Here is a 16,894-nt window from a genome sequence, read left to right on the forward strand (position 1 = left end):
TCCCATGCCGCTCCTCTCCGCATCGCGCGCCTACAAGCCCTTCGAATATCCGTGGGCCTTCGAATATTGGAAGCGCCAGCAGCAGCTCCACTGGCTGCCCGAGGAAGTGCCGCTGGGCGAGGATTGCCGCGATTGGGCGCAGAAGCTCACCGATCATGAGCGCAATCTGCTGACCCAGATCTTCCGCTTCTTCACGCAGGCCGATGTCGAGGTGCAGGATTGCTACCACGACAAATATGGCCGCGTGTTCAAGCCGACCGAAGTCAAGATGATGCTGACCGCGTTCAGCAACATGGAGACGGTCCATATCGCCGCCTACAGCCACCTGCTCGACACGATCGGCATGCCCGAGACCGAGTACAGCGCGTTCCTTCAGTATAAGGAAATGCGCGACAAGCACGATTATCTGCAGCAGTTCGGCGTCGACAGCGATGAGGATATCGCCCGCACCCTCGCCATGTTCGGCGGCTTCACCGAAGGGCTTCAGCTGTTCGCGTCGTTCGCGATGCTGATGAACTTCCCGCGCTTCAACAAGATGAAGGGCATGGGGCAGATCGTCACCTGGTCGATCCGCGACGAGACGCTCCACTGCGAAGGCATCATCCGCCTGTTCCACGCCTTCGTGAAAGAGCGCAACTGCCTGACCCCGTCGGTCAAGGAAGACATTCTCGACATGTGCCAGAAGACGGTGAGGATCGAGGACGCCTTCATCGATCTCGTGTTCGAAATGGGCCCGGTCAACGGCATGACGCCCAAGGACATCAAGAAATATGTCCGCTACATCGCCGACTGGCGCCTGGGCCAGCTGGGCCTCAAGCCGATCTACATGATCGAGGAGCATCCGCTCCCCTGGCTCGCCCCGCTGCTCAACGGCGTCGAGCACGCCAACTTCTTCGAAACCCGCGCGACCGAATATTCGAAGGCCGCGACCCGCGGCCAGTGGTCCGACGTGTGGGACGCCTTCGACCGCCGCAAGACCGCCAAGACGGTCCCCGCCGCGAACGAGGACGTTATCGAGGCCGGCCTGTTCGGGGACGGCGTCGCGGCGGAGTAAGCTCAAGCATCCCGAGGCTATAGACAAATCGAAGTATTTTCTGTATAGGGGTTTCAACGCAAAGAGCCGCGGACTTCGTCCGCGGCTCTTTTTTTGCGCGTTTGAGCAGGAGCCCACAGATGATTGCTGCGAACTATGATCTGATGAAGGATATTGAAGCACGCTATCGGGAAGCTAGCGGCTTGGGGTCGCGTGATCATTACAGCATATTTTACGGCCCTCTGAACAAGAGTCCAATCCTCATGATCAACGCAAATCCTGGTGGATCACCGGCAAACTATCAAGTTGTAGACGTGCTGAACGGGCAACACGAATATATCGAAGGTCGCAATAGTGGCCCCACGACTAGGAACGGTGCTGAGATATTGACCGCCGCAATGGGGATTTCGACATTAGACGACATTCGCAAGGTGCAGGTTCTAAATCGCTTTTTCCGCCGTTCGCCTATGCGACCCAGCGCGGCGAACGAGGCGATGTATATGCAGGAGGCTAAGCCATTCCTGCGCGAACTCATTCAGTTCATTGAACCGGAGGTGATGATCTTTGGGGGCGACGCCGGGGTTGGATTGTTTGCCAAAGCGCATGCTGCGCACATGACAGGTGGGGCCGCTCTCATGGGTCCAAACGGCCGCTCTGAGGCGGTGTACTTGCGCGAATATAAACTCGTAATTCCCGGTTATCGACCTGTGGTCGCGTTCGGGATTTATCATCCGAGCAAGTTGAATGGATATTTCCGAGCAAATGCGATTCCGATGTTGAAAGGCAGGCTTTCTGAATTGGGGCTCGTCTGAGAGTTTAGGGTCGACACATCCCCGTCACGTTACGTCCGCATAGCCCGCGCATTCCCGCATTCGGAGTGCTCGCTTGACCTATTTCATCACCCGTCGCGGCCTGCTGGTCGGTGCGGCGGCCGCCACCGCGGCGGCGCCCGCGATCCTCAAGGCGCAGATGCTGTTTCGGGATTATCCCTTCCGACTGGGCGTGGCGGCCGGGGAGCCGGCGGCGGATGGGTTCGTGATCTGGACGCGGCTCGCGCCCGATCCGCTCGATCGCCATGGCGGCATGCCGATGGCGAAGGTCGACGTCGACTGGGAGGTCGCGGCCGACGACGGCTTCAAGCAGATCGTCCAGAAGGGCACCGCCGCCACGCGGCCCGAAATCGGCCATTCGGTCCATGTCGAGCTTGCCGGCCTCCAGCCCGCGCGGCCCTATTTTTATCGCTTCAAGATTGGTCGCGAGGTCAGCCCGATCGGCCGCGCGAAGACGCTCCCCGCCATCGGCGCGCGCACCGATCGCATGCGCTTCGCGGTCGCGGGCTGTCAGGCGTGGGAGGACGGCCTCTACACGGCCTATGCCGACATCGCCGATCAGGAGATCGACTTCCTCTACCATTATGGCGACTATATCTACGAAGGCCGCCGCAAGCTGATGAGCAAGCCCGGCCATGACGGCCGATCGATCCCGGTCGTGCGCGATCACCTTAGCGACGAACTCTACAGCCTCGACGATTATCGCCTGCGCTACGCCCAGTACCGGATGGATCCGAACCTGCAGGCAGCGCACCGCGCCGCCGCCTGGTTCGCGACCTTCGACGATCACGAAGTCTCGAACGATTGGGTCGGCGATCACAGTGCGCAAGGCACCCCGCCCGAACTGTTCCTGCTCCGCCGGCAGGCCGCGTTTCAGGCCTATTACGAATATATGCCGCTGCGCCGCGCCTCGATCCCGATGGGCGCGTCGATCCAGGCCTATCGCCGCGCGCGCTTCGGCGATCTGGCCGACATCCACCTGCTCGACACCCGCCAATTCCGCACGTCCCGGCCGTGCGGCGCAAACTTCACGGCGGAATGCGACGACGTGCGCGATCCGAAGGCGCAGGTGCTGGGATCGGCGCAGGAGGCGTGGCTGACGAGCGAATTGCGTCAGAAGGCCGGCCGCTGGAATGTGCTGGCGCAACAGGTGATGATGATGAACCTTGCACGCGATCGGGACGGCGCGGCGGGGCCGAAACCGACGCGTAACTTCGACAGCTGGGCCGGCTATCTCGCCCCGCGCGATCGGCTGCTTCGCAATCTCGAGGGCCTCGGCAATGTCGTCGTCCTCACCGGCGACGAGCATCAGAATTTCGCGGGCGAACTCGCGCCCGGTGACGGCACTGGCAAGCCGGTCGCGGTCGAGTTCGTCTCCACATCGATCAGCTCGGGCGGATCGGGCAGCGATGAACGCTACGATCAGGCGCAGGTAATGGCCGCCAACCCGATGCTGAAGTTCAAGCAGGACCAGCGCGGCTATCTGCTGTGCGACGTCGCGCCCGATCTGTGGACCAGCCGCTTCCGCACCGTCGACAAGGTCCACGAACCCGGCGGCGTGGTCAGCACCCGCGCGACCTTCGCGGTCGAATGCGGCAATCCGAAGCTTGTCAGCGCTTAGTCCATATTCTCGTCATTGCGAGCGGAGCGAAGCAATCCAGGCCCGCATGAGAGTAGGTCGTGACCATCTCGAATGCGGGCCTGGATTGCTTCGTAGCCTGCGGCTCCTCGCAATGACGAAGTTTACGCCGCCATCCACTCCTTGAGCGCTTCGCCCGCACGCTCCGCGTACATTGCCTTGCGGTCGCTCTTGCTCTTGCGGCCGCCCTTGGCGTCGACGAGCGGAGGGAAGAGGCCGAAATTGACGTTCATCGGCTGATAGGATTCGATCTCCGCCCCGCCGGTGATGTGGCCCAGCAGCGCGCCCAAAGCGGTCGTGGGGGGCGGAGGCGCCATTTCGGTGCCCAGGATCTCGGCGGCGGCGAAGCGGCCTGCGAGCAGGCCGATCGCGGCGCTTTCGACATAGCCTTCGCAGCCCGTAATCTGTCCCGCAAAGCGGATGTTCGGCCGCGACTTGAGCCGCAGCGTCCCGTCCAGCAGGCGCGGCGACTGGATGAAGGTGTTGCGATGCAGCCCGCCCAGCCGCGCGAACTCGGCATTTTCCAGGCCGGGGATCGTGCGGAAGATGCGCACCTGCTCGCCATGCTTCAACTTGGTCTGGAAGCCCACGATGTTCCACAGCGTGCCCAGTGCATTGTCCTGCCGCAGCTGGACGACCGCATAGGGCCAGCGCCCTGTCTTCGGATTATCCAGCCCCACCGGCTTCATCGGGCCATAACGCAGCGTATCCACGCCCCGCTCGGCCATCACCTCGATCGGCATGCAGCCGTCGAAATAGGGCGTGTTCTTCTCCCACTCCTTGAACTCGCCCTTTTCGCCGTCGATCAGGGCCTGGTGGAAGGCGAGGTACTGCTCCTTCGTCATCGGGCAGTTGATGTAATCCTTGGTCTCGCCCTTGTCCCAGCGTGAGGCCATCCACGCGACGTCCATGTCGATCGAGTGGTGATGGACGATCGGCGCGATCGCATCGAAGAAGGCGAGCGCGTCCGCGCCGGTCGCGTCGCCGATCTGGCCGGCCAGCTTTTCGCCGGTCAGCGGCCCGGTTGCGATGATCACGCGGCCATCGGGCAGCGCGTCGATCCGCTCGCGCACCAGTTCGATGTTGGGATGGTTCGCGATCGCCTCCGTCACGCCCTCGGCATAGCCTTCGCGGTCGACCGCGAGCGCGGAGCCGGCGGGTACGCGGTGCTTGTCGGCCTTTGCCATGATCAGCGATCCCAGCGCCCGCATTTCCCGGTGCAGCAGCCCCACCGCATTGCCCGGATCGTCCGACCGGAAGCTGTTCGAACAGACGAGCTCGGCCAGGCTGTCGGTCTGATGGGCCGGGGTGGCCTCGATCCCGCGCATCTCGGACAGGCGAACCTTGATACCTGCTTCGGCGAGCTGCCACGCGGCTTCCGATCCGGCGAGGCCGCCGCCAATGATGTGAACCTGATATGTCATGGGGAGGGGGCTTTAGAGGCTTTCGGCACGGGGGGGAACCTGTCGCCCCAATCGATTGGAAATGCGACGGCTCGACCAAAGTCTAAGGCGCCGATCACGGCTTTCTTAACCATTTGTGCGCCATGCCGCACTTCATGATCAGCGCCGAAACCGTCTTGAGCAAAATCGGGATTCTCACCGGTGATGTGGCGCGCGCCGACGAACTGGGTGACCTTGATCTGATCCGTATCAACGGGATCAGGCTGCTATCGGCCTGCGGCTGGGCCAGCCTGCTGGTGATGGCGATCTGTGGCTTGATCATCGGCGCGGACGATCTGACGATCGCGGTGCTGATGGGGGTGGCGATCAACATCGTCCCCACGCGCTGCGCGCTGCAGGGCCGGCATGATCTGCCCGCGATGCTCAGCGTCGCGATGATGATCGCGTTGCACCCTGCGCTCTTTCTCTACGTGTTCACCGGCCATCCGTGGCAGATGGACCTCCACATGTATTTCTTCGTCGGCCTCGGTGCGCTTATCGTGCTGTGCGACTGGCGGCCTCTGGTGTTGGCGGGCGCGATCATCACCGTTCATCACCTGACGTTCGAGATCGTCCGGCCCGATTGGGTCTTTTTGAGCAACGACGACAGCGAGATCGGCCGCGTGCTGATGCACGGTGCCGTCGTGCTGCTGCAATGCGCCTTCCTCGGCTTCGCCGCCGAACGTCTCGCCAGATTGCTGCGCGCGCAGCAGGCCGCGCGTGCTCACGCCCAGCATCTGCTGATCGAAAGCCAGGAGGCGACCGAACGTGCGCTCAAGGCCCGCGCTTATGCCGAACAGGCTTATGCCGCGCAGGTCGATGCCGAACGGATTGCCGATCGTGAACGCCGCGCGCGGCTCGATGAACAACGGGCCGCCGATGGGCAGCGGCGGATCACGATGCTCGAACTGGCCGATCGCTTCGAACATTCGGTCGCGGGCGTGGTCCGCTCGGTCCTGTCCTCCTCAGGCGAGCTCGAAGGCTCGTCGCGTGAGTTGAACGCGCTTGCGGTCGAAGCCAGCCGCAAGGCGGGCGACGTCGCCGCGACCGCCCACGCCGTCACCGAACGATCGCGTGAAGTGGCGGCGGATATGAGCACGGTAGCGCAGTCGGTCGCGCGCATCGCCAGTCAGGTCAACGAACAGGGCGCGCTCACCGCGGTCGCGCAGCGCAGCTCCGAACTGGGCGACGATTCGCTCGCGGCGCTGGCGGAGCGGACCACCGACATCGTCGGTTTCGCCGACATCATCGCCGACATCGCGTCGCGCACCAATCTGCTCGCGCTTAACGCCTCGATCGAGGCCGCGCGCGCGGGGGAGGCGGGGCGCGGCTTCGCTGTGGTCGCGGACGAAGTGAAATTGCTTTCGCGCCAGGCCAAGGATGCTACCGGCAAGATCACCGCGCTGGTCGCGACAGTCGACGAACGCGCAAGCGCGGTCGAAGGCGCGCTGGCTGAGGTGGCCGACGTGGTCGGTTCGCTCGGCGTGACCTCCGATCGCATCGTGGCCGAGATCGCCGAGCAGCTTGCCGTGTCGAACAGCGTCGGCGGCCATGCCGATGGCACGGCGCAGGATGCCGCCGACATGGCAGGCCGGATGAGCGAAGTCGCCTACGCCGCCGACGCCGCCGGGGCACTGTCGGGCAATGTCCAGAGTGCTGCGACCCGCCTGTCGGCCGACGCATTGAGCCTCAAGGCCGCGACCGAGACCTTTGTCGCCCAGCTTCGCGCGGCCTGATCCTGATAATCCTCCCCCTGGCGGGAAGGATTTGAACTACCGGATCGGTCGGTTAAACCCGCCCCCATGACGGGCTTCAAAGATCACTTTTCGGGTCACGCTGCGGCCTATGCGACGCACCGCCCAACCTATCCCGCAGCGCTTGCCGATTGGCTGGCCGAACAGACACCCGCGCGCGAAACCGCGCTCGATTGCGGGTGTGGCAACGGACAATTGTCGATCCTGCTCGCCGATCGCTTCGAGCGTGTTGTGGCGACCGATGCGAGCGCGCAGCAGATCGCGAGCGCGGTTGCGCATCCCCGCGTCGATTATCGCGTCGCTCCGGCTGAGGCGAGCAGGCTGCCTGATGCCAGCGTCGATCTGATTACCGTCGCACAGGCCGCTCACTGGTTCGATCTCGACACCTTCTATGCGGAGGTGCTGCGCGTGGCGCGGCCGGGGGCGGTACTGGCGCTCATCACTTATGTGAACGTCATCACCGACGCGCCCATCAGCGCGGTGGTCGATCGTTTCTATGGCCCGATCCTCGACGATTACTGGCAACCCGAACGGCGCCATGTGGAGGCGGGTTATCAGGATCTGCCCTTTCCCTTCGAGGAATATGATCCGCCCAAGCTCGCGATCGAGCTCGACTGGAACCTCGCGGGCCTCATCGGCTACATCGAAAGCTGGTCGGCGACCAAGGCGTTCGAGCGCGCCGGGCATGGCGATCGGATCGAGCAGTTTCGCCGCGATGTCGCCGCCGTCTGGGGCAATCCGAACCACACCCGCCACATGCACTGGCCGCTGCTGATGCGGGTCGGCCGGGTCGCCTAAGCGCGATCGTCGAAATACAGCTTCACGACATGCTTCGGCCGCAGCGTCAGGCGGCTGATCGGCTCGGGCTTGGGCGCATCCGGATAGCGCAGGCGGAAGGCGCGGATCACCGAGGCGAGCGTCAATATCCCCTCCTGCTGTGCGAAGCCCGCGCCGATGCAGATGCGTGGCCCCTTGCCGAACGGCATGTAGGCGCGCTTGGCGGCCTCGGCTTCCGTCGGATCGTCGAAGCGATTGGGGGCGAAGGCGTGCGGGCACTTCCAATTGTCACGGTTGCGCTGGATCAGCCAGGGGGAGACGACCAGCATCGCGCCCTTCTGCAGCAGCTTGTCGCGCATCGTCGTCGGCTGTGTCACTTCGCGCACGAAGAAGCTGACCGGCGGATAGAGGCGCAGTGTCTCCTTGAAGAGGTTGCGCACCCCATCCAGTCCGCGCAGATGCTCGAAGCCCAGCGGCGCATCCCCCGCCACGCGCTCGATCTCGGCCGCCAGCGCCTCCTGAAGATGCGGGCATTCGGACAGCAGGTAGAGCGCCCACGTCATCGTGCTCGCCGCCGTCTCATGCCCCGCCAGGAAGATGGTGGAGACCTGCTCCATGATCTGTTCGTAGGTGAAGGGCGCGTCCGTCACGGGATGTCGCGCCTGCATCAGCGACTGGAGGATGTCCTTCTGCTGTTCGCCCGTGCCGGCATGAAAGGCGTCGTGTCGCGCCTTCACGATGGGGCCGAACACCGCATGGATATCGGCCGCCGCCTTTTTCGCGCGCCGCCGATATCCGAAACTCGGCAGGCCATAGAGCCGCAGCATCGCGCCTGGCTGAATATTCTCCTGATAGCGATGGAAGGCGCGGTAGATCGCGTCCGCGCTCGCCCCGTCCAGCTTCACCGAAAAGATCGTGCGATAGATGATGTCGGCCGCGACATGCGTCATCAGCGGATCGACGCCGATCGGCTTGCTGCGATCGAGCGCGGTGATCTGCGCCATGAGATCGTCGACCGCGCCCTGCATCGCGGGATAGACGCGCTTCAGATTGGTGTGCGCGAAGGCGGGGTTCACCATCGCACGCTGCTGTTCCCAATCCTCACCATTGGCCGAAAAGACGCTGTTGCCGATCAATGGGTCGAGCAGGTCGTTCAGGAACGGATGCTTGGGAAACACCTTCTCGCGATCGTCCATCACCCGATCGACGACCTCGAGATCGTTGGCGATGTAGAAATCGAGCCGGGGCAACCGAATCTCGCCCATCTTCATCGTGTAGCTCTTGTCGAACAGCGTGTGGATCCAGCTGCTCCAGCCGGTCAGGAACCGTTTGAACAGCGAGGCCTTGCTCTTGTGCGGAACGGGGTAGGGCGGCGTGAAGATCGGCGCGTCGCCATTATGCACAGGACATTGATCAGCCATTTTCGGCCTCGAACGCGGCGATCGACTGCGCTAGGGGGCGGGCGCCCGATGCCAGCGCGATATAATCGAGCGGGGACAGGCGATCGAACGTCCGTAGATAATCGAAGTGCGTCTCATATTTGTTGCGGCGGCGCGCCTGATAGGTGGCGGGGTCGCAATATTTGAACCAGCGCGGGCTCGTCTGGAACAAGCGGGCGCGGCGTGGTTCGCGGGTGCTGATGCACGGATCGATGCCGGCGATGCACGCGCCGTCGGTGATCGATCCGATGTCGAGCCAGCGGAAATCGCCCCGGCCGACCTGCGCGAGCATATCGTGGAAGCGATGGCTGTCCTTGCGGTTGCCGATCAGCGCGATGCACGATCCCAAAGTCACGAAGCCGAAGCGATCGGGCAGGGTGCCGCCAAAGCGATCGAGCAGCCGCGCCATCATCGGCACGCCCATGATCGATCCGTTGCTGTGGGTGACGAACAGGATTTCGTCCCAATCCTCATCGAAGCTTGCGGCGATCTGATTGGCGAAGTCGTTCATCCGCGCCTCGACGTCGGGCGGCAGCCGATCGTTGGCCAGCGTATCGTTGAAGATGATGAAGCGCAGCAGCCAGAAGCCCTGAATCTTCTTTACGATGAACATCGACACCGCGACCGCCACGATCGCCGTCATCGCCAATCCCCAACCCCAGCCGAGCAGCGCGATCGCCGGCAGGCACAGCAGCAGCCCCAGCAGGATTGGCAGCGCGATCGCCGACACGCCCGGATAATAGAAGGCGAAGCGCACGCCGAACGGAAACGTCTTTACGATCGGCCAGTCTAGCAGCCGGGTGAAGTTCCAATAGGCAGCGGCCGAACGCTTCAGCAGCGCCAGCGGATTTTTCACCCAGTGCGTGCGCACCACATCGTCCCAGCCCAGAAAGACATAATCGGTGCGCGTATCGGGATCGCGATCCTCGATCGTCCACGCTACCGAATGCGGCGGTTCGCGGCGGCGTTTGCCGACGGTGACGTTGCGTCCCGCCATTGCGTTGAACAACGTGGCCTGTTCGCCGAACATCTGGTGATAATATCGAGCGCCGCGTGGATCGAAGCCGCTGAGATAGAAGATTTTGCGCTTGAAAGCCTGCATCGCGGCTGTCTACTCGGTCCATGCCCGATGGGGAACGCCAATATTGCCTGTTCATGGACGGGCGCAAATATGATCGCAACGCGGGCTGCCGCGCGCACGACAATGCCTATGGCATATACGGAGGTGGTCGTGAACGTGATCGCCGCGCCGCCGATCTCGCGCTGTTCCGGCGGATGCGCGGGCATCGCGATCCGATGGCGCCGGTCGTTCTGTTCTTCACCACTTTCTATGGCTGGTTCTTCTTCAATTATCACGGCACCCCGTGGCGGGGGCAGCTCGTCCGGAAGATATTCCCCCGATATTGAACCGCTTGGGGGGCGGGGCGTTGGTCGGGAAGGTAGAACCGAACAAGGAGACCTCCCCCATGCGTATTGCCCATGACGCTCTCGTCCTCGTCGCCGATGGCCGCAAGAGTCTGTATTTCCGTAACCAGGGGGACGCCGAATATCCCAACCTTGTCGTCGAGGATCAGGCCGCTCATGCCGATCTGGCCGATCGCGAGATGAAGACCGACGCGGCCGGCCGCGCCATGTCGCCGGTCGGCGGCCGCCAGAGCGCGATGGAGGAACCCGACTACCACCAGATCGAAGAGGATCGCTTCGCCGCGGACACCGCGTTGATGCTCAAGCAGAAGGTCGATGCCTTCGAAAAGCTGATCATCGTCGCACCACCGCGCACGCTGGGCGAGCTGCGCAAGCATTATGACAAGGCGGTCGCCGACAAGATCGTGGCCGAGATCGACAAGGACTTCACCCGCCACCCGACCGACAAGATCGAAAAGGCGCTGCTGGCGCTCTGATCCGATGATTCACCACGTTTCGTTCGGAACGGGTGATGTCGCTCGCGCCCGGGCCTTCTATGATCCGATCATGGAAGTGCTCGGGATGCGGCGCCTGATGTTCGACGAGTACGGCGTCCACTATGGGACGGGGGACATCGAATTCAGCCTGATCTGCCCGTCGAACGATAAGCCGGCGCGTGCGGGTAACGGCGCGCATGTCGCCTTCACCGCGCGCGATCGCGCGATGGTCGATCGCTTCCACAACATCGCAATAGCACATGGCGGCCACAGCGACGGCGCACCGGGCATTCGATCGGACTATGATCCAAACTATTATGCCGCCTTCATCCACGATCCCGATGGTAACAAGATCGAGGCCGTGACGATGGCGGCGGTTTAGATCAGGCCGCGTCCCTCGCGCGGTCCTTCATTTCCTGGTTGAGCATCTCGGCCAGGAGGAAGGCCAGCTCGATCGACTGGCCCGCATTGAGGCGCGGGTCGCAATGCGTGTGGTAGCGGTCGGCGAGATCCATCTGGGTCACGTCCATCGCGCCGCCGGTGCATTCGGTGACGTTCTGCCCGGTCATCTCGATGTGGATGCCGCCGCCATGGGTGCCCTCGGCGCGGTGAACCGCGAAGAAGCCACGGACTTCGGCCAGGATCCGCTCGAACGGCCGCGTCTTGTAGCCGTTGTTGGTCTTGACGACATTGCCGTGCATCGGATCGCAGCTCCACACGACGGGCCGCCCCTCGCGCTTCACCGCGCTGACGAGCGCGGGGAGATGCTTCTCGATCTTGTCATGGCCATAGCGCGTGATCAGCGTGACCCGGCCCGGCTGACGCGCCGGATCGACGGTGTCGAGCATACGCAGCAGCGCGTCGGGCTCGAGGCTCGGGCCGCACTTGAGGCCGATGGGGTTGCCGACGCCGCGCAGATATTCGACATGCGACGACCCTTCGAAGCGGGTGCGATCGCCGATCCACAGCATATGGGCGGATGTGTCGTACCAGTCGCCGGTGGTGCTGTCGCGACGCGTCAACGCCTGCTCATAAGGCAGAAGCAGCGCCTCATGGCTGGTGTAGAAGTTGGTGCCGGCGAGCTGCGGCACCGTTTCCGGGCTGATCCCGCACGCGGCCATGAAGTCGAGCGCGTCGCCGATTCGCTGGGCGACCTGCGCATATTGCGCGGCCCACGGGCTGCGGCCCATGAAATCGAGCATCCACGCGTGGACGCGATGCAGGTTCGCATAACCACCGGTCGAAAAGGCGCGCAGCAGGTTAAGAGTCGCGGCCGACTGGTTGTAGGCGCGCACCATGCGCTGCGGGTCGGGCTGGCGGCCCGCTTCGGCGAAGTCGATATCGTTGATGATGTCGCCGCGATAGCTGGGCAGGGAAACGCCGCCGATGTCTTCGTTCGGCGCCGAACGCGGCTTGGCGAACTGACCCGCCATGCGGCCGACCTTCACGATCGGCAGCTTCGACGAATAGGTCAGGACGACCGCCATCTGCAGCAGCACGCGGAACGTGTCGCGGATATTATCCGGATGGAACTCGGCGAAGCTCTCGGCGCAGTCGCCCCCCTGGAGCAGGAAGGCCTTGCCTTCGGCGACCTTGGCGAGATCGGCGGTCAGGGCGCGCGCTTCGCCTGCAAACACCAGCGGTGGATAGCTCGACAGCTCCTTCTCCGCCGAGGCGAGCGCCTCTGCGTCGGGATAGACGGGCATCTGCACTGCTTCGTGATTGCGCCAGCTTTCGGGCGTCCAGTTCGTCGCCATATTGGTATCGGTCCTTTCGAGCCGGCGCATGTGCGCGCGAGACGCGCGAAAGGCAAGGGGAGGGTGGCTTGGGGGGCGAGTAGGGCCGCTATTCGCATTCACATCGTCATTGCGAGGAGCCGAAGGCGACGCGGCAATCCAGGCCCACACGTCAGAGGTTCGCGACCCCTCTCAAGTGCGGGCCTGGATTGCTTCGCTACGCTCGCAATGACGAGGTAGGGGGCTGCGGTCAGGCGATGTGCGCCGCCGCCAGCCGCGCGACGTGATATTCGATGTCCCCGTACGCCTTTTCCAGCGACAGCAGCCGCCGGTAATGGTGGCTGATCGCATATTCATCCGTCACGCCGTAGCCGCCGTGGATCTGGACGCCGTGGCGCATGACGAGCTGGCTGGCCTCGCCCATCACCACCTTGGCGGCGGAGATGGCGCGGATGCGCGCCTGCGCTTCGCCGTCGAGTGCGGCGAGCGCGCCGTAGAGGGCGGAGCGCGACTGGTGGGTCGCCACCAGCATGTCGACGATCATGTGCTGGAGCGACTGGAAATTGCCGATCGGCTGCCCGAACTGCTTGCGTTCCTTCATGTAGGCCGAGCAAAGATCGAGGCAGGCCTCCATCGATCCGACGCCCTGCGCGACCGCGGCGATCGCGGCGCGATCGGTGGCGGCGAAGAGAAGGTCGGTGGCTTGCGCGCCCGAGGCGAGCAGCGCATCGGCATCGACGACCAATCCGCCGAAGCGCAGATCCGCCGCGCGGGTGCCGTCGACGAGCGGATAGCTTTCGAGAGCGAGACCAGCAGCGCCCGCTTCCACGACGAACAATGAGGTGCCGGCGTCGGCCAGGTCCGCGCTGACAATGAAGTGGGTGGCGGAAGGAGCATCGAAGATCACCGACTTGGCGCCATCGATCTTGTAACCGTTGCCGTCATGCACCGCCGTGGTGGCGCGGGGCGTGTCGATGTCATAGCGGTCGCCGATCTCGGCATGGGCGAGCGCAACCCGCGCTTCGCCGCTCGCGATACCGCCCAGCAGCGCCTCACGATGCGCACCACCCGCTTGATCGAGGATGTAGGCGCTCAGCACGACGCTGTTGATATACGGCTCGGTCGCGAGCCCCTTGCCCAGCGCGATGTTGAGGAGGGCGACATCCTCCATCGTGCCATCGAGGCCGCCCGCGTCCTCAGGGATCGGCAACATCAGCCAACCGAGCTCGGCGAACTGTGCCCAGCCGTCGGCGTCGAGCCCGCTCTCGATATGGCGCCGCTCGCGCCATTTCTCGACCTGGCCGCGCTCCTTCATAAGCCGCTCGGCGCTGTCGAGCAGCATCTGCTGCATCTCGCTATAATCGAAGTTCATCTGGGCGTTTCCGTTCAGAGGCCGAAGGCGAGCTTGGCGAGGATGTTCTTCTGAACCTGCTTGGTGCCGCCATAGAGGGTGGCGGCGCGCATGATCGTGGCGATCGCGGTGCGGCCCGGCACATATTCGGGCCAGTCGGGCAGGCTTGGCGCGGGCTGATCACGGCCCGGCACATAGGCACGCAGGCCGCGCGTCGCGAGCAGATCGACCTGAATCTCGGTCGTCGCCTGCTGCATTTCCGAACCACGCAGCTTCAGGATCGACGAGGCGACCGACGCATCGAAGCCGTGCGATTCGTTGGCCAGTACGCGCAGCACCGACCATTCGAGCGCGGCCAGATCGGCCTCCAGCCGCGCAAGGCGACCCGCGAAAGCGGGTGACTGCGACAGCGGGCGGCCATCATGGACGATATCGTCGGCGATCATCCGCGCGCGGCGCAGTTCGCGCTTGTTCCAGAAGATGAAGGCGCTCGACGTGCGTTCATGCTCGAGCAGGAACTTGGCCGAGGTCCAGCCCTTGCCGGGCGTGCCGACAAGGTTTTCGGCAGGCACCTCGACATTGTCGAGGAACACCTCGCACAGATGCTCCTCATCGTTGATCTGCGGGATGCGGCGCACGGTGATGCCGGGCGATTTCATGTCGATCAGCAGGAAACTGATCCCCGCCTGCGGCTTCACGGTCAGGTCGGTCTTGACCAGGAAGAAGCCCCAATCGGCCTCATAAGCCGTGCTGGTCCAGATCTTCTGGCCGTTGACGACATATTTGTTCCCTTCGAGCTTCGCATGCGTGCGCAGTGAGGCGAGGTCGGAGCCCGAGCCCGGTTCGGAAAAGCCCTGGCACCAGATATGGTCGCCGCGACGGATCGCCGGCAGGAAGCGTTCCTTCTGCGCATCGTCGCCGAAATGGTAGATGACGGGACCGACCATGTGGGTGCCGGTCCACTGGAATTCCGGCGCACTCGCCAGATACATCTCATCTTCGAAGATATATTTCTGGATCGCGCTCCAGCCGGGGCCGCCATATTCGGTCGGCCAGGCGGGGACGGACCAGCCCTTGTCGTCGAGCAGGCTGAACCAGACGCGCTGGTCGTGCGTGTCCGAATTCATCGTCGTCGTCAGCCGCTGCCGCTCGCGAATGTCGTCGGGCAGGATAGCCCGCAGGCCGGCGCGGACCTCCTGCCGGAAGGCTTCGTCTTCGGGGGTGTAGCGGAAATCCATGTCGCGCAGACGCCTCTGATCATTGCTTCGGGTAAAAGAGTTTGCTCTTTTGCCGTGGAGCCGCTTCCACCGTCCCGCGACCGCGATGTCAAGGGGTGGCGGAGACGCGAAAACAATAAGGGAGGGGCCGGATGGCGGCGGGGTATGACCATATCGTGGTCGGTGGCGGCAGCAGCGGCTGCGTTGTCGCCTCGCGCCTGTCCGACGATCCGAACGTCCGTGTGCTGCTGGTTGAGGCGGGGCGACGCGATGCGGGGCGGCTGTCGAGGATTCCCGGCGCGATTTTCCGCGTCGCTTATGATCCGCGCAACGGCTGGGGTTACATGACCGAACCGCAGTCCGCGCTGAATGGCCGTGCGCTGTCGATGACGCAGGCGCGGGTGATGGGTGGCGGAAGCTCGATCAATGGCATGTGCTATTCGCGCGGTGCTGCGCACGAATATGATCACTGGCGCGATCTGGGCGCCGAGGGCTGGGGCTATGACGACGTCCTGCCGTGGTTCCGCAAGCTGGAGACGAGCGCGCGTGGGGCCGGACCATATCATGGCGGCAACGGGCCGGTGTCGGTGGTGCGCGGAGGATCGCGTCTGGGCATCATCCACGCGGCCGCCGAGGCGATGGGGCAGGCGGGCTATCAACGGCTCGACGATCTGTCGGTGCCCGAACCCGACGGCATGGGCCATTATGACTGGTTTATCGACAGGGGCCGCCGCGCGAGCGCGGCTACTGCCTATCCGGGGATATCGGGTGGTCGACCTAACCTGACCGTCATGGCCGATGCGACCGTGCTGCGGGTGCTGATCGAGGGCGACCGCACGGTCGGGATCGAGGTGGCGCGCGATGGCGGGATCGAAACGATCCGCGCGGACGGCGAGGTCATCCTGTCGGGAGGGGGGATCAACAGCCCCAAGCTGCTGCTTCAATCTGGGATTGGCGATGCGGATGCCTTGACCGCGCTGGGCGTGCCGGTCGTTCTCGATCGCCCGCAGGTGGGGCGTAACCTGCAGAACCACACCGCCTACGTCCTCACCTACACGGTCAACGCACCCATCACCGCCTACAACTATCTCCAGCCGGTGCGCGGGGCGATCGAGGTCGGCCGTTATCTGTTCGGGCGGGGCGGGTTCCTGGCTGAAGGGACCGGCAATTATGGCGGGTTCTTCCGCAGCGATCCGGCGCTCGACCGTCCCGATTTCCAGCTGTTCGTAGCGGGGATGTTGCGGGGCATGCGGCGGGGGCCGCTGGGGCTCTTGCCCGATCGGCACGGCTTCGGGCTGGGCATCAACGAAGGACGGCCGAAAAGCCGGGGCGAGGTGCGGCTGCGTTCTGCCGATCCGCTGGCGGCACCCGTCATCGACCCGCGCTATTTCGAGGATCAGCGTGACATGGACGCGCTGGTCGATGCGACGCTACGGATGCGCGAACTGGCCGCGCAACCCGCGCTCGCGAAGCTGATCGAGGCCGAGGTGGGGCCGGGGGCTGCCGTGAAGACGCGGGACGAGATCGCCGACCATGTTCGCGCGACAGTGGGCAACCACTATCATGTTTGCGGCACCTGCCGGATGGGCGTCGATACGGACGCCGTCACCGATCCGCAGTTGCGCGTGAAGGGCATCGAGCGGCTTCGCGTCGCGGACATGAGCATCGCGCCCGAGTTGATCAACGGTAATACCGGGGCGGTCGCGATGATGATCGGTGAACGGGTGGCGGCGCTGGTGGCGGCGCTGGTGACGGCGCACGGGATCGCATAGGGA

General features: G+C 64.1%; 15 protein-coding genes. 9 read left to right on the top strand and 6 right to left on the bottom strand.

From position 1 onward, the window contains the following. Nucleotides 1-4: 4 nt before the first annotated feature. From FYJ91_RS18075 to FYJ91_RS18085, 3 genes are all read left to right on the top strand, one after another. Nucleotides 5-1,054 carry a ribonucleotide-diphosphate reductase subunit beta gene (locus FYJ91_RS18075; protein ID WP_149523704.1) on the top strand — a complete coding sequence of 350 codons (1,050 nt, stop codon included), beginning with the start codon at nt 5-7 and terminating at the stop codon, nt 1,052-1,054. A gap of 119 nt (nt 1,055-1,173) precedes the next feature. Continuing rightward, on the top strand, nt 1,174-1,845 hold the full coding sequence (locus FYJ91_RS18080) for a hypothetical protein (RefSeq protein WP_149523705.1): 672 nt from the start codon (nt 1,174-1,176) through the stop codon (nt 1,843-1,845). A gap of 73 nt (nt 1,846-1,918) precedes the next feature. Continuing rightward, nucleotides 1,919-3,484, top strand: a complete 1,566-nt coding sequence (locus tag FYJ91_RS18085) for an alkaline phosphatase D family protein (RefSeq protein WP_246152717.1) — start codon at nt 1,919-1,921, stop codon at nt 3,482-3,484. A 122-nt stretch (nt 3,485-3,606) separates the two neighbouring features. Here FYJ91_RS18085 and trmFO read toward each other — a convergent pair whose 3' ends face one another. Beyond that, on the bottom strand, nt 3,607-4,926 hold the full coding sequence (gene trmFO, locus FYJ91_RS18090) for a methylenetetrahydrofolate--tRNA-(uracil(54)-C(5))-methyltransferase (FADH(2)-oxidizing) TrmFO (RefSeq protein WP_149523706.1): 1,320 nt from the start codon (nt 4,924-4,926) through the stop codon (nt 3,607-3,609). A 134-nt stretch (nt 4,927-5,060) separates the two neighbouring features. Here trmFO and FYJ91_RS18095 point away from each other — a divergent pair, with 134 nt between their 5' ends. Beyond that, on the top strand, nt 5,061-6,680 hold the full coding sequence (locus tag FYJ91_RS18095; RefSeq protein ID WP_181008572.1) for a methyl-accepting chemotaxis protein: 1,620 nt from the start codon (nt 5,061-5,063) through the stop codon (nt 6,678-6,680). A gap of 66 nt (nt 6,681-6,746) precedes the next feature. Beyond that, complete coding sequence (locus FYJ91_RS18100) at nt 6,747-7,496, top strand: class I SAM-dependent methyltransferase (protein WP_149523708.1); 750 nt, start codon at nt 6,747-6,749, stop codon at nt 7,494-7,496. On the opposite strand, the gene FYJ91_RS18105 is transcribed toward FYJ91_RS18100, so the two are convergent. Both FYJ91_RS18105 and FYJ91_RS18110 read right to left on the bottom strand, forming a co-directional pair. Continuing rightward, complete coding sequence (locus FYJ91_RS18105) at nt 7,493-8,896, bottom strand: cytochrome P450 (protein ID WP_149523709.1); 1,404 nt, start codon at nt 8,894-8,896, stop codon at nt 7,493-7,495. The genes FYJ91_RS18100 and FYJ91_RS18105 overlap by 4 nt on opposite strands. Then, complete coding sequence (locus FYJ91_RS18110; protein WP_149523710.1) at nt 8,889-10,016, bottom strand: hypothetical protein; 1,128 nt, start codon at nt 10,014-10,016, stop codon at nt 8,889-8,891. Before FYJ91_RS18110 ends, FYJ91_RS18105 begins: the two co-directional genes overlap by 8 nt. Nucleotides 10,017-10,036: 20 nt before the next feature. Between FYJ91_RS18110 and FYJ91_RS18115 the strand changes: the two genes are divergently transcribed. Genes FYJ91_RS18115 through FYJ91_RS18125 form a run of 3 tightly spaced genes read left to right on the top strand, consistent with a single transcriptional unit; the run spans nt 10,037 to nt 11,197 of the window. Further along, nucleotides 10,037-10,321, top strand: a complete 285-nt coding sequence (locus FYJ91_RS18115; RefSeq protein ID WP_149523711.1) for a hypothetical protein — start codon at nt 10,037-10,039, stop codon at nt 10,319-10,321. A 59-nt stretch (nt 10,322-10,380) separates the two neighbouring features. Beyond that, nucleotides 10,381-10,815, top strand: a complete 435-nt coding sequence (locus FYJ91_RS18120; protein ID WP_149523712.1) for a host attachment family protein — start codon at nt 10,381-10,383, stop codon at nt 10,813-10,815. Between the two features lie 4 nt (nt 10,816-10,819). Beyond that, on the top strand, nt 10,820-11,197 hold the full coding sequence (locus FYJ91_RS18125) for a VOC family protein (RefSeq protein WP_149523713.1): 378 nt from the start codon (nt 10,820-10,822) through the stop codon (nt 11,195-11,197). Nucleotide 11,198: 1 nt separating this feature from the next. Here FYJ91_RS18125 and FYJ91_RS18130 read toward each other — a convergent pair whose 3' ends face one another. The 3 genes from FYJ91_RS18130 to FYJ91_RS18140 form a co-directional block, all read right to left on the bottom strand. Then, complete coding sequence (locus FYJ91_RS18130) at nt 11,199-12,572, bottom strand: class II 3-deoxy-7-phosphoheptulonate synthase (protein WP_149523714.1); 1,374 nt, start codon at nt 12,570-12,572, stop codon at nt 11,199-11,201. Nucleotides 12,573-12,801: 229 nt separating this feature from the next. Next, nucleotides 12,802-13,923 (bottom strand): acyl-CoA dehydrogenase family protein, encoded by a 1,122-nt coding sequence (locus FYJ91_RS18135; RefSeq protein ID WP_149523715.1) that lies wholly within the window; start codon nt 13,921-13,923, stop codon nt 12,802-12,804. Nucleotides 13,924-13,937: 14 nt separating this feature from the next. Next, entirely contained in the window at nt 13,938-15,140 is a 1,203-nt protein-coding gene (locus tag FYJ91_RS18140) for an acyl-CoA dehydrogenase family protein (protein WP_149523716.1), read from the bottom strand. A 131-nt stretch (nt 15,141-15,271) separates the two neighbouring features. Between FYJ91_RS18140 and FYJ91_RS18145 the strand changes: the two genes are divergently transcribed. Then, a complete protein-coding gene (locus FYJ91_RS18145; RefSeq protein ID WP_149523717.1) occupies nt 15,272-16,891 on the top strand; it encodes a GMC family oxidoreductase in 1,620 nt (539 codons plus the stop codon). Nucleotides 16,892-16,894: the final 3 nt, after the last annotated feature.

This window comes from Sphingomonas montanisoli (genome assembly GCF_008274695.1).
Classification (GTDB): Bacteria; Pseudomonadota; Alphaproteobacteria; order Sphingomonadales; family Sphingomonadaceae; genus Rhizorhabdus; species Rhizorhabdus montanisoli.